Annotated in this window: 10 protein-coding genes; 7 read left to right on the top strand and 3 right to left on the bottom strand. The window is 65.9% G+C overall.

The features are described 5' to 3' along the window. Window positions 1–228, bottom strand: coding sequence for a YtcA family lipoprotein (locus MEU52_RS20070; protein WP_238122877.1), 228 nt, complete (start codon window positions 226–228; stop codon window positions 1–3). Between the two features lie 562 nt (window positions 229–790). On the opposite strand from MEU52_RS20070, the gene MEU52_RS20065 reads away from it, so the two are divergent. The 4 genes from MEU52_RS20065 to MEU52_RS20050 all read left to right on the top strand — a co-directional run bounded on the left by MEU52_RS20065 (window position 791) and on the right by MEU52_RS20050 (window position 5,137). Then, entirely contained in the window at window positions 791–1,900 is a 1,110-nt protein-coding gene (locus MEU52_RS20065) for a linear amide C-N hydrolase (RefSeq protein WP_238122878.1), read from the top strand. A 75-nt stretch (window positions 1,901–1,975) separates the two neighbouring features. Continuing rightward, window positions 1,976–2,836 carry a YrhK family protein gene (locus MEU52_RS20060; protein WP_238122879.1) on the top strand — a complete coding sequence of 287 codons (861 nt, stop codon included), beginning with the start codon at window positions 1,976–1,978 and terminating at the stop codon, window positions 2,834–2,836. A gap of 117 nt (window positions 2,837–2,953) precedes the next feature. Further along, complete coding sequence (locus MEU52_RS20055; RefSeq protein ID WP_238122880.1) at window positions 2,954–3,826, top strand: polyphosphate kinase 2 family protein; 873 nt, start codon at window positions 2,954–2,956, stop codon at window positions 3,824–3,826. 63 nt (window positions 3,827–3,889) lie between these two features. Beyond that, window positions 3,890–5,137 (top strand): SLC13 family permease, encoded by a 1,248-nt coding sequence (locus tag MEU52_RS20050; protein WP_238122881.1) that lies wholly within the window; start codon window positions 3,890–3,892, stop codon window positions 5,135–5,137. Here the strand turns inward: MEU52_RS20050 and MEU52_RS20045 are convergent. Together MEU52_RS20045 and MEU52_RS20040 are read right to left on the bottom strand one after the other, a co-directional pair. Continuing rightward, entirely contained in the window at window positions 5,131–6,783 is a 1,653-nt protein-coding gene (locus MEU52_RS20045; protein WP_238122882.1) for a long-chain-fatty-acid--CoA ligase, read from the bottom strand. The two genes, MEU52_RS20050 and MEU52_RS20045, sit on opposite strands and share 7 nt — an antisense overlap. A 194-nt stretch (window positions 6,784–6,977) precedes the next feature. Then, a complete protein-coding gene (locus MEU52_RS20040; protein ID WP_238122883.1) occupies window positions 6,978–8,291 on the bottom strand; it encodes an OmpP1/FadL family transporter in 1,314 nt (437 codons plus the stop codon). A gap of 445 nt (window positions 8,292–8,736) precedes the next feature. On the opposite strand from MEU52_RS20040, the gene MEU52_RS20035 reads away from it, so the two are divergent. The 3 genes from MEU52_RS20035 (at window position 8,737) to MEU52_RS20025 (ending at window position 12,767) form a co-directional block, all read left to right on the top strand. Beyond that, on the top strand, window positions 8,737–9,177 hold the full coding sequence (locus tag MEU52_RS20035) for a MerR family transcriptional regulator (RefSeq protein ID WP_238122884.1): 441 nt from the start codon (window positions 8,737–8,739) through the stop codon (window positions 9,175–9,177). Window positions 9,178–9,279: 102 nt separating this feature from the next. Continuing rightward, the gene (locus tag MEU52_RS20030) at window positions 9,280–10,425 is read left to right on the top strand and encodes a thiolase family protein (RefSeq protein WP_238122885.1); all 1,146 of its coding nucleotides are present in this window, start codon (window positions 9,280–9,282) and stop codon (window positions 10,423–10,425) included. Window positions 10,426–10,436: 11 nt separating this feature from the next. Continuing rightward, on the top strand, window positions 10,437–12,767 hold the full coding sequence (locus MEU52_RS20025) for a 3-hydroxyacyl-CoA dehydrogenase/enoyl-CoA hydratase family protein (RefSeq protein ID WP_238122886.1): 2,331 nt from the start codon (window positions 10,437–10,439) through the stop codon (window positions 12,765–12,767). Window positions 12,768–12,788: the final 21 nt, after the last annotated feature.

Genomic DNA, 12,788 nt, shown 5'->3' with positions numbered 1-12,788 from the left:
CTACCGTCCGAAGCTGAGAAGGGACACCAGGAAACCCAGCCCTGCCGCCAAAGCGATATAGATGGGCAAGCGCGTGGGCAGGGCATCGTCGATGCCGAGGCGGATGAACACGAAGCGCAGCACCACCGCGCCCAGGATTCCGGCGACCGCGCAGGCGAGCCACGAGGGAAAATAAGCCCCGAACATGGACAGGGACGGCGCCCCCAGCGGCGCGCAGGCCGACAGCATGCCACCGAGCAGCACCGCGCCGGCAACACCGCGCCATCTCCGGACCCCGCCCGGCTCACGCCCTATCAACACCTTGCGCAGCCCCCACATGCGAATGGATGACGTCGCCGGAACGCCCTGCCCCGGCGCTGCCAAGACCGAGACCGGCCCCTGACATGATCGCAGATGACAGCTTGCACCCGACGCCAAGCATTAACAAAGGCCTAACGGCGCAGGCCCCAAAAATCAAATGGCGCCCGCGCGCCAGCCACGCCGCGACGCCCAGTCGGCGCCTGATGTGGATAGCGGCTGACGGCGCCGTGGAATATCTCCCAAATGGGAGAGGGTTGGCGAGAAGGCACCGCGATCCCAACCGCTTCGCGCGGCATCACAAAAGTCCGATCAGTCGCCAGCGCCCGGTGGCGCGTGCCCCCTAATGTCTTGCAGCCTTTTCGCCGGGTCGGAAGTGTGCGACGAAGCAGCAGCGGGGCACCATCTGGCCTTTGGTGGTCGGCCCCCCCGAATCTCCTGTCGCGTCGCCTCACTTGGCACCATTCGCGCATCGCTGGAAAGGAATGCTGAAATGTGCACGTCGCTCGCCTACCGGGACGCGGCCGAACGGGTCTATTTCGGCCGGACCATGGAGCTGACGGTCGATCTGCCCTACCAGCTCGTCTATCTGCCGGCCGGCATCACCAACACCTCGCAGATCGACGGCCACGCACCGCTCACCTATACCGCCAAGTACCCCTTCATCTCGGTCGCCATGCCGGCGCGTGTGCCCACCGCCGCGGCCCCCATGGAACTGAAAGATCTCAAGGCTTTGGAGGGTCTGAACGACCAGGGCCTCACCTTCAGCCTGCTCGCCTACCCCGGCGCCGCCGGCGCGCAGCGTGCGGTCGAGATGACCAAGGCGGTGCTGTCCGCGAGCGATCTCGGCAGCTGGATCCTCGGCCAGTTCGCCACCGTCGCCGAAGTGAAGGCCGCCATGGCCGCCCAGCCGATTCTGCTGGAGCCGCTGGCGATCCTGGGCGGCTCCGTTTCGCCCTTCCATTATGTGGCGCATGACCCCAGCGGCGCGGCCCTGGTGATCGAGTTCAGCGCCGGCAAGCTCAATCTCTACGACAACCCGGTGGGGGTGATGACCAATGGCCCCGAATTCCCCTGGCACCTGACCAATCTCGACAACTACACCTTCCTCAGCAACGTGGATAAGTCGCAGACCACGTTCGGGAGCTACAAAGCGTCCCAGCCCGATTCCGGCATCGCCACGGCGGGCCTGCCGAGCTCGAACACCTCGGTGGGTCGCTTCGTGCGCGCCGCCTATTACACGAAGTTTGCGGAACGCGCGGCGACACCTGATGCGGCTGTGCAGACCCTCGCCCACGTGATGAACAATTTCGATCGTCCGCGGGGCATCACCATCGATTATCCCGGCGAGGACAGCAGCCAGCTGGAAGTCAAGGGCCTGCCGGAATCCGGCAGCCAGCCCTACGCCACCGAATACACCTGCTGGACCGTGCTCGGCGATCTCGACCGCAAGGTCTTTTATTTCCGCGATTATCTCGCCTTGAGCTATTCCCGGTTCGAGCTTGAAGCGCTCGCCACCGTCACCGAGCCCAAGGTCCTGGCGGCGCGCAAGCTGGATGTGGCCGCAACTGATGGCACCGCGCAGCTCATCAGCGCCGCCTAGTGTCGCCGTGCCTTGCAGGGCGAGCCCGGGCTCGCCCTGTGGCGCCTGGCACCCGAAACGCGCCGGAGGCTCCTGATGACGGCCCCACCTTCCCCGTTTCACCGGCTGCACATCCATATCGCCGGCCCGTGGCCGTTCATCACCTTTCGCAGCTACACCCTGGCGGGACGTCATTTCATCTGGCGGGCCCGCGATCACCGGAAGGGGCTGGAGCGCTGGGCCCGCGGCCTCGAGCACCTGCCGGTGCCCCTGTGGCAGACCCGTGGCTACAACTGGCTGACCGGTCTCGCCTTCGCCATCGGCGCCTTGCTGTTCATGGCGGGCGCCCTGCTCTCCCTGGTGCCGCCGCACGCCCTCCCGGTTCCGAGCCGGGACGTGGGCATCATCTTCTTCCTGGGCTCCCTGCCCTTCACCTTCGCCGCCTATCTGCAGCTGTTTCAGGCCGCCAATGCCAGCGTCTTCTCGGTGAAGCCGCAGGACGCGCCACATCAGCGCGTCATGGTGATCGGCTGGCAGCCGCACAGCGCCGGCTGGCTCAGCACCTTCGCCCAGTTCCTTGGCACGCTGGCGTTCAACCTCAACACCTGGAACGCGCTGCATACCGCCAACACCTGGCGGGCCCAGGACATCTGGGTCTGGACTCCAGACATGGTGGGCTCGCTTCTGTTCCTCATTTCCGGCTACCTCGCCTACCTGGAGGTGAGTGGCGGCTATTGGAGCTGGAAGCCCGCCGAGCTGTCCTGGCAGATCGTGTTCGTGAACCTGATGGGCTGCATCGCTTTCATGACCGGGGCGGTGCTGAGTTTCTCACCGGAGCGGCCAGATGCGAGCTGGATTGGCGTCGTTGGCAACACCCACCTGTTCGCCGGCTCGCTGTGTTTCTTCGTCGGAGCGCTGCTCACCATGCGCGAGGCCAGGACAGCCGCCTCCGCATGAGGAAGCGCGTGATGCATCGGTCATTGCGCGGTCATGGAGCCGGCATTAGCCTACCGCGTCAGCCAGCGCCCCCACACCACGATCAACGGACCCCCGGAGCAGAGCGGAACAACGGGCATGGACCTGCGCAAACGGCTTGTCGTCGAACCCGGCAGCCGGGTCACATTGAGCGACGTGGATGCCGCCTTTCATGGCAGCTACAGCTCCAGCGCCGATGCAAAGGCGGATCTGGAGGCTCAGGCGACGCGGCTCGGGTCGTTGCAGCAGAAGCTCTATGGCGAGAAGAAGCATGCCCTGCTGATCATCCTGCAGGGGATCGATGCGGCCGGCAAGGATGGCACCTGCTGGCACGTGATGGCCGCCATGAACCCCCAGGGCTGCACGGTGAAGAGCTTCAAGCAGCCCACCGAGGAAGAACTGCTGCATGACTTTCTCTGGCGCGTGCATCCCCACACGCCCGGGCTCGGCCAGGTGGCGGTGTTCAACCGCTCTCATTACGAGGATGTGCTGGTGGTGCGGGTGCACGATCTCGTGCCCGCCGCGGTGTGGTCGAAGCGCTACGAACTGATCAACGATTTCGAGAAGATGCTGACCCAGAAGGGCGTGACCATCCTCAAGTTCTTCCTCTACATCACGCCGGAAGAGCAACTGGAGCGGTTTCGCCAGCGGCTCGAGGATCCTGCGCGGCAATGGAAGATCAGCGAATCCGACTACAAGGAACGCGCCTTCTGGGACCAGTACACCGCCGCCTATGAGGACATGCTGGCGAAATGCTCCACCCCCCACGCGCCCTGGTATGTCATTCCCGCCAACCACAAATGGTTCCGCAATCTCGCCGTCTCCCAGATCATCGAGAAGACTCTCGATGAGATGAACCTCCAGCTGCCCGCGCCCAGCGTCGACATCGCGCACATCCGCCGCGTCTACCACGCGGCCGTGGTGGCGGATCCGGCAGCCACTGATGCCGATCCCTCCCGCCTGAAGGGGTAATCTCCGCCTGGCGGGCCCCGCCCCGCTCCCGCCCCCGCCGAACCGCATGTGACCCGAAGCCCCATGGATCTGACCCTTCTTATCTTCTTCCTCGTTTATGTGGTCATGGCGGTCGGCAAGCTGCCCGGCTTCATGGTGGACCGCACGGGCGCGGCCGTGATCGGCGCATTGGCCATGATGGCGGTCGGCTCGATCACCGCCAAAGGCGCCTGGGACGCCATCGATTACCGCAGCATGGGCCTGATGTTCGGCCTCATGGTGGTCTCCGCCGCCTTCGTGGTCTCCGGCTTCTACGGCTGGACCGCGCGGCGCATCGCCACCCTGCCGCTCAGCGCACCGGCCCTGCTTGCGGTGCTGATCTTCGTGGGAGCCGTGCTGTCGTCCGTCCTCACCAACGACGTGGTGGTGGTGGCGATGACCCCGCTGCTGGTCTCCGCCACCCTGGCGCGCGGGCTCAATCCGGTGCCATTCCTGCTGGCGTTCTGCTTCGCCGCCAACATCGGCGCATCGAGCACTCTGATCGGCAGCCCGCGCAACATGATCCTCGCGCAGGAGCTGGGCCTGTCCTTCAACGGCTTTCTGAAAGTCACCGCGCTGCCGGTGCTGATCTGCCTGCCGCTGGTATGGGGGGTGATCGCCCTGCTCTACCGTCGCCGCTGGGCCCTGGCGGCCCCCGCCGGCGGGCCGGCACCGGCGCATCCTGCGGCCGCCCAGACGCCGGCGCTTGATGTCTGGGAGACGGTGAAGGCGGGCCTCGTCACGATCGCCGTGGTGGTGGCGTTCGTCGCCAGCGATTGGCCGCGCGACATCATCGCCCTCACAGCCGCTGGCGTGCTGCTCATCAACCGCACCATCTCGTCGCGCGACATGCTCGGGCACGTGGACGGCAACCTGCTGCTGTTCATCATGGGGCTGTTCGTGGTGAATGCCGCCATGGCGGCCACCGGCTTGCCGCAGACATTGCTGTCGGACCTGCGCGGAGCGGGCATCGACCTCGCTGATCCGCTGGCCCTGTATCTGGTGGGCGGCGGGCTCAGCAACATTGTCGGCAACAGCCCGGCGGTGATGCTTCTGGTGCCCTTCCTCAGCCTCGGTGGCAGCAGCGACGCGCTCGGCGCCGCGCTGGGGCTCGGCATTGGCCTATCGAGCAACCTGATCGTGTTCGGCAGCCTGGCCGGCATCATCGTGGTGGAGCAGGCGGCCGCCTGCGGCGTCAAGATCAGCTTCAGCGAGTTCTCGCGGGCCGGCGTGCCGGTGACCGTCGCCAGCATGATCCTGGCCGCCGGATGGATCCTGCTGATGGCCTACTGACCCGGCGTGCGCGCCCGCTCCTCTTCCACCAGTTCCTTCTTGGAAAGCTTGCCAACCACGCTCTTCGGCAGGCTGTCGCGGATCTCGATCTCGCGCGGCATCTCGATCTTGGAGATCTGGGCGGAGAGGAATTCCATGAGGTCCGCCGGGCTCACCTGCGCGCCCTCGCGCAGGGTGACGAACGCCTTCGGGGCCTGGCCGCGATAGCTGTCGGGAATGCCGATGGCCACCGCCTCCGCCACCGCCGGGTGCAGGTAGAGCGCCTCCTCGATAACCCGCGGGTAGACATTGTAGCCGCCGCACAGGATCACGTCCTTGATGCGGTCCACCAGGAACAGGTAGCCGTCGGCATCGAGATAGCCCACATCGCCGGTGCGCAGGGCCCCGTTGAGGAAGGCGTCGGCGGTCTCCAGCGGCCGATTGTAGTAGCCGCGCATCACCTGCGGGCCGCGCACGCACACTTCCCCCTTCTCGCCCATCGGGCACAGCCGCTGCGGATCCGCGAGATCGTGAATCTCGATCATCGTCTCCGGCAATGCGGTGCCCACCGAGCCATCCTTCACCAGGCCCAGCGGCGGATTGGCGCTGACCACCGGCGATGTCTCGCTGAGCCCATAGCCTTCCACCAGCTTACAGCCGGTGAGGACCTCAAAGCGCTCGCGCACCTCCTTCGGCAGTGGAGCGCCACCGGAAATGCACAGGGTGAGCGCCGTCAGGTCCCGCCGCTCGATGCCCGGCGCGCCGTTGATGGCGGCATAGATGGTGGGCACGCCGGGGAACATGGTGGGCTTTTCCGCCTCGATGAGATCCAGCACGTCGCCCAAGGCGAAGCGCGGCACCAGCACGATCTCGGCCCCCAGGCAGATGGGAATGATCATCACCGTCTGCATGGCGAAGACGTGGAACAGCGGCAGGACGCCGAGCACCTTGGAGACGCCGATACGCTCGCAATCCGCATGCCGCAGCACCTGACGGGCATTGGCGGAGACATTGGCATGGGTCAGCATGGCGCCCTTGGGCACGCCGGTGGTGCCGCCGGTATATTGCAGGACGGCGATATCGTTGACGGGATCGATCCGCACCGACTTCGGTGTGGCGCCATGGGCCAGCAGCCGATCGAACGGCAGATGCAGACCATCGCCGAGATCAAACACCGCGTGGTCCTTGCGCTTGAAGAGGCTGAACAGGATGCCCTTCACGGTGGGCAGCACACCGGCCATCGGGCACACGACGATGCGGCGCAGGCCCGCCTCATGGGCCACTGCGGCGACCCGGGCATGGATGATCTTCAGGTCCGGCACCACCATCATCGTCGTGCCGGAATCGCGGATCTGGTGGCGCAGCTCGCGCTCCACATAGAGCGGGCTGAAATTCACCACCGTGCCGCCCGCCTTCATCACGGCAAAGAAGAAGATCACCGAATAGGGCGTGTTGGGCAGGCACAGGCCCACCTTGCTGCCGGGGCCGACGCCCTCCGCCTGCAGGCCCGCGGCCACCTGGTCCACCAGCCGCCCCAAATCCCCGTAGGTCCATTTGCGACCGAAGAAATTGAGCGCGGGGCGCGTCGCGAAGGCGGCGACGCTGGCCTCAAGCAGCTCCGGCACCGGAACGGGCACGATGGCGCCCCCATCGAGACGATCGAGCATAGGCGTTCTCCCCGAGGGCCGGAAGGGATGGCGGCAACCCCTGGCTGGAGCAGCGCCACACCGCGGCCGACCCGCTATATCTGTTGTCCTGCGGTCTCCGCGTCTGTGCGCGGTTTTTCGGCGGTGGTCACGGCAGCGGCGCGGGCGCGGGGCGTCTTAAGGCCAAGGCCCGAGCCGCCCGCCCCCACGAACCGTCAGCGGATGGCGGCCGGGGCCAGCTCGCCGAACTTATAACGCAGGCCCACCGACACGAGATCCACGTAGCCGCTGTTGACCTCGCCGATCAGCACGCCGCGCAGCGCGTTGCCCGGCTGGGTGGGCAGTTGCTCGATGGGGCTCGATTCCCCCCAGATGTGGCTGTAGGCGAAGTCCATGGAAAGTTGCTCGGTCACGGCGTAGGTTAAGCCGCCGGACAGCCACAGCCGGTTGGTGTCGGGCAGCCGCGGCGAACGCGTCTCATCCGGCACCGGGGTCAGCTCATAGGCAAGGCCCGCCCGCAGGGTGAGCTTGGGATCCCACTTGTATTCGGCGCCACCGGCGAAGAACCAGCCGTCCTTCCAGGCGAGATCGAGCACGCTGGCCACGGCGGTGGGGGTGCGCACCACCAGTTCATCGACAGAGGACCAGTTGGTCCATTCCACGGTGCCGAGCAGGGTCCACTCCGGACTGACCTGCGAGCGCACCGAGGCGGTCACCTGCGCGGGAAGGGTGATGCCTGCCGACGCCGCATAGCGGGCCAGCTGCGCCTGCTGGAAGAACAGATCCAGCGTGCCTTCCAGGTTCTGGTCCATGGCCGACTTGTAGCCGATGCCAATGGTGGTCCCCTTCCAGGGGGTCAGGAGCACGCCGAGATTGATGCCGAAGCCGAGGTCGTCACCATTGACCTGGGCGTAAAGATTATTGGTCGGCGGCACGATGCCGGTGAATGTGGCGTTGGAGAGCCGGGCATCCATGTAGTTGATGCTGAACCCGCCGCCGAGGGTGAGCCAATCATTCACCTTGTAGGCCATGGAGGCCTGGAAGTTGATGTCGAAGATCCGGCTATAGCAGCCATAGTAACGGCCCGACCAATTGCAGGGAGCGTCCGAGACGAGGCCGAACGGCACCGTCAAGCCGAAGCCGATGGCGATTTTGTCCCAGGCGTAGGAAGCGAACACCGTGGGCAGCAGCGCGTCGTCGATGATGTCGCCGACGCCGTTGTTGCCGAGGTTGGCGCCGGTCAGCGGCGCGCTCGCCTGGAACACGTCGATGGACGCATGGGGCATGATGTAGGTGAAATTTGATTCGAGGCTGAGACCGGGCGTGAAATTGATGGCCGCCGGGTTCCAGAACATGCCGGCCAGCCCCTCGCCCCCCGCGGCGGTCCCGGCAAAGGACGTCCCCTGGAAGTAGGAGCTTTGCTCCCGCAGGCCGAAGCCGCCCGCATGGGCCTGCGCCGCAGCAGTGCAGACAACCAATGGCAGAACAAGACTTCCGGCGCGCCGGGCAATGACGTTGGTCCTGGACATGGGGCCCCCTCGCTTGGCGTTTCCTCGGGCATGGCACGCTGCGGTGCACTATAGGTTTTTAAGATGCCCTATACGTCACCCAGCATGCCTAAACGAATGCCTGCGTCAACACTGGAAATGCTACCCCGAGGGGCTGACGGAGCGAAAGCCCGGGAGTGTTGTACCGATACCACGATACAGCCGAGAGGCGAGCCCAATTATTCCCTGAACTCCACGCATCTGTAGCGATGCGGCAGGGCATTGGTCAGTATCACTGAAATATATGATGACATGATGATTACAGCACATCGCAAATGCGCTGTCCGGCGATACATGGAGTCTTTTGCAGCGCACAAAACAGCAGGTGTTCCGCAGCCCACGCGCACAAGAAAATGAAATGCGGGGTCTTGCGCCATGAGGCAAAGCATGTATCGTCGGTGCCATCAGATGACGTATAGGTGAAGATGTGGCATCCAAAGGCAAGAGCAGCAGCAGCGGTGGCGGCCTGACCGACACCTTCTTCACCGTGACGGAGCTTGCCCGCGATCTCGCGGTGACGCCGCGCACCATCCGCTTTTATGAGGACAAGGGTCTCATCACCCCGCGGCGGGCGGGCACCATGCGGGTCTACACCAAGCGGGACCGGGCACGGATGGTGCTCATCCTGCGCGGCAAGCGGCTCGGCTTTTCCCTGCGGGAAATCAAGGAATACCTTGATCTCTACGACATGGACCCGACCCAGTCCGAGCAGATGCGGATGCTGCTCAAGAAGGTGCAGACCCGCCTGGACAGCCTGGAAGACCAGCGCATCGCCCTGGAAGAGACCATCGCGGAGCTGAAGGAAATCGAGGAGCAGACCCTCGCCGGCCTCGACACCACCAGCACCGACAAGAAGGCCGCCGGCTGAAGCGGAACCAGGCGCCGCCCACGGCGTCGACAACGTGGGCCAGATTCAAAATCCAAGCAGACAAGAACGTCAATCAGACAAGAACGCAGGCAGGAACGCCCCATGCAGAATGTCGTGATCGCGGGTTACGCCCGCTCGCCCTTTACTTTGGCCAAGAAAGGCGACCTTGCGCGCCTGCGTCCCGATGATCTCGCCGCCCAAGTGGTGGCCGAGCTGGTGGCGCGCACCAAGGTGAAGGTGGAGGACATCGAGGACCTCATCGTCGGCTGTGCCTTTCCCGAGGCCGAGCAGGGCTTCAACATTGCCCGCCTCATCGGCATGATCGCCGGCCTGCCCCAGTCGGTGGCCGGCACCACGGTGAACCGCTTCTGCGGCTCCTCCATGCAATCGGTCCACATGGCCGCCGGGCAAATCCAGCTCGGAGCGGGTGACGCCTTCATCTGCGCCGGCATCGAAAGCATGAGCCGGGTGCCCATGACGGGCTTCAACCCCATGCCGAACGCCGCCCTCTACGCCCGGATGCCCGCCGCATACATGGGCATGGGCGAGACCGCCGAGAACGTCGCCGCCAAGTGGCAGATCACCCGCGCCGACCAGGACGCCTTCGCGCTCAAGAGCCAGCAGAAGGCCACCAAGGCCGAGGCGGAAGGCCGCTTCAAGGCCGAGATCGTGCCGGTGCATGTGAATGGCAAGGTGAACAAGACCGTGGACACCGACGGCTGCATCCGCCGCGATGCCACGCTGGAGGCCCTCGCCAGCCTGAAGCCGGCCTTCGACGAGAACGGCACGGTGACCGCCGGCACCTCCTCTCCCCTCACCGACGGTGCTTCAGCGGTGCTGGTGTGCTCGGAAGCCTATGCGGAAAAGAACGGTCTTGAGCCCCTGGCGCGGCTGAAGAGCGTGGCGGTGGCCGGTTGCGCGCCGGAGATCATGGGCATCGGCCCGGTGGCCGCCACCCGCAAGGCGCTCACCCGCGCCGGCCTTTCCATCTCCGACATCAACGTGGTGGAGCTCAACGAGGCGTTCGCCTCCCAGGCGCTGGCCTGCCAGAAGGATCTCGGCATCGCTGACGAGACCCTGAACCTGGATGGCGGGGCCATCGCCCTCGGCCATCCGCTCGGCGCCACCGGCGCCCGCATCGTCGGCAAGGCGGCGGCACTGCTGAAGCGCGAAGGCGGCAAATATGCCCTCGCCACCCAATGCATCGGTGGCGGCCAGGGCATCGCCACCATTCTCGAGCGCGTCTGAGGGAGGCGCGTATGGGCTTCGAGATCAAGAAGGTCGCCGTCATCGGCGCCGGCGTCATGGGTGCGGGCATTGCCGCCCACGTGGCCAATGCGGGCATCGAGGTGCTGCTCCTGGACATCGTCCCGGAGGGCGCCAGCAACCGCAACGCCATCGCCGAAAAGGCCATCGACAAGCTGCTGAAGGCGGATCCCGCCGCCTTCATGTCCAAGAAGGCAGCGCGCCTCGTCACCGCCGGCAATATCGAGGACAATCTCGCCGATCTCGCCAGCTGCGACTGGATCGTCGAGGCGGTCATTGAGCGGCTGGACATCAAGCAGGCGCTGTACGCCAAGATCGAGGCGGCCCGTCGGCCCGGCTCCGCGGTGTCGTCCAACACCTCCACCATTCCGCTGGCGGATCTGACGGCCGGGCTACCGGAGAGCTTCCGCCGCGACTTCCTCATCACCCACTTCTTCAACCCGCCGCGCTACATGCGGCTGCTGGAGATCGTGGCGGGGACTGAGACCAATCCGGACACGGTCGCCGCCGTCGCCCGCTTCGCCGATGTGAAGCTCGGCAAGACGGTGGTGACCTGCAAGGACACCCCCGGCTTCATCGCCAACCGGCTCGGCACTTACTGGCTGCAGCTGGCGGTGGGCGAGGCTTTTGCCCTCGGCCTGCGGATCGAGGATGCCGATGCCGTCATGGGCCGCCCGTTCGGCTTTCCCAAGACCGGGGTGTTCGGCCTCATCGATCTGGTGGGGCTCGACCTGATGCCCCACGTCCAGGGCTCCCTGAAGCGCGCGCTGCCGGCCACCGATCCGTTCCACGCCACCCTGCGGGACGAGCCCTTGATCGAAAAGATGATCGCCACCGGCTACACCGGCCGCAAGGGCAAGGGCGGCTTCTATCGGCTCAACCGCGAGAACGGCCAGAAGCTGAAGGAAGCCATCGACCTTTCCACCGGCGACTACCGGCCTCAGGGCAAGGCGAACGTCGCCGAGCTGGAGGATGGCGGCGGCAGGGACCTTGCCGCGCTCATGGCGGCGCCTGGCCCTGGCGGGCGCTATGCGCGCGCGGTCATGGCCCGCACCCTCGCCTATGCGGCGCGGCTGGTGCCGGAGGCAGCGGACGACATTGTCGCCATCGATGATGCCATGCGCCTCGGCTATAATTGGAAGCTGGGCCCGTTCGAGCTGATCGACAAGATCGGCGCCGCTCGCCTCATCGCCATGCTGCAAGCCGATGGCGTGGAAGTTCCGCCCCTGCTCGCGCTGGCGGCGCAGCAGCCGTTCTACCGGGTGGAGGCGGGCACGCGCCAATATCTCGGCAGCGACGGCGCCTATCATGACATCGTCCGCGCCGACGGGGTGCTGCTGCTGGCCGACATCAAGCTGAAGACCCAGCCGCTGCTCAAGAACGGCTCCGCCGCTCTGTGGGACATCGGCGACGGCGTGGTCTGCCTGGAGTTCACCTCCAAGAGCAACTCTCTGGATGAGGGCATCATCACCCTGCTCTCCAAGGCGCTGAAGCTGGTGAAGGAGAAGTACAAAGCGCTCGTCATCTATAATGAGGGCTCGAACTTCTCGGTGGGCGCGAATCTCGGCCTCGCGCTCTTCGCCTGCAACATCGGCGCCTTCGGCGAGGTGGAGAAGCTGGTGGCCACCGGCCAGAAGGCCTACCAGGACATGAAATACGCCCCCTTCCCGGTGGTGGCGGCCCCCTCGGGCCTGGCCCTGGGCGGCGGCTGCGAGATCCTGCTGCATGCCAGCGCCGTGCAGGCCCATGCGGAAAGCTACATCGGCCTCGTCGAGTGCGGCGTGGGCGTGCTGCCGGCCTGGGGTGGCTGCACCGCCATGCTGGAGCGCTGGCAGACCGACAAGATGTTCCCCAAGGGCCCCATGCCGGCGCCGTCCAAGGTGTTCGAGACGGTCTCCACCGCCACCGTGGCGAAGTCCGCCGCCGAGGCGAAGGAGCTGAAGTTCCTGCGGGAGAGCGACGGCATCACCATGAACCGCGACCGCCTGCTGGCGGACGCCAAGGCCCGGGCCCTCGCCATGGCGGAGACCTACGCGCCGCCCAAGCCCATCGACCTCACCCTGCCCGGCCCGTCCGGCAAGGTGGCCATGGAGATGGCGGTGGAGGGCTTCGCCAGGCGCGGCATGGCCACCCGGCATGACAAAGTGGTCTCCGCCGCTTTGGCCGAGGTGCTCACCGGGGGTGATGCTGACCACATCGAGCCGGTGTCGCAGGCGCGCCTGCTGGAGCTGGAGCGGGAGGGCTTCATGAAGCTCATTCGCACCAACGCCACCCTCGACCGCATCGAGCACGTGCTCGAAACCGGGCGCCCGCTGCGCAACTGACGCAGCGCCGGCAAGGCCCGA

The sequence above is a fragment of the Xanthobacter sp. NM-25 genome (assembly GCF_022138605.1).
Taxonomy (GTDB): Bacteria; Pseudomonadota; Alphaproteobacteria; order Rhizobiales; family Xanthobacteraceae; genus Xanthobacter.
The sequence above is the reverse complement of the archived record's forward strand: the minus strand, read 5'-3'. Positions and strand labels throughout refer to the sequence as shown.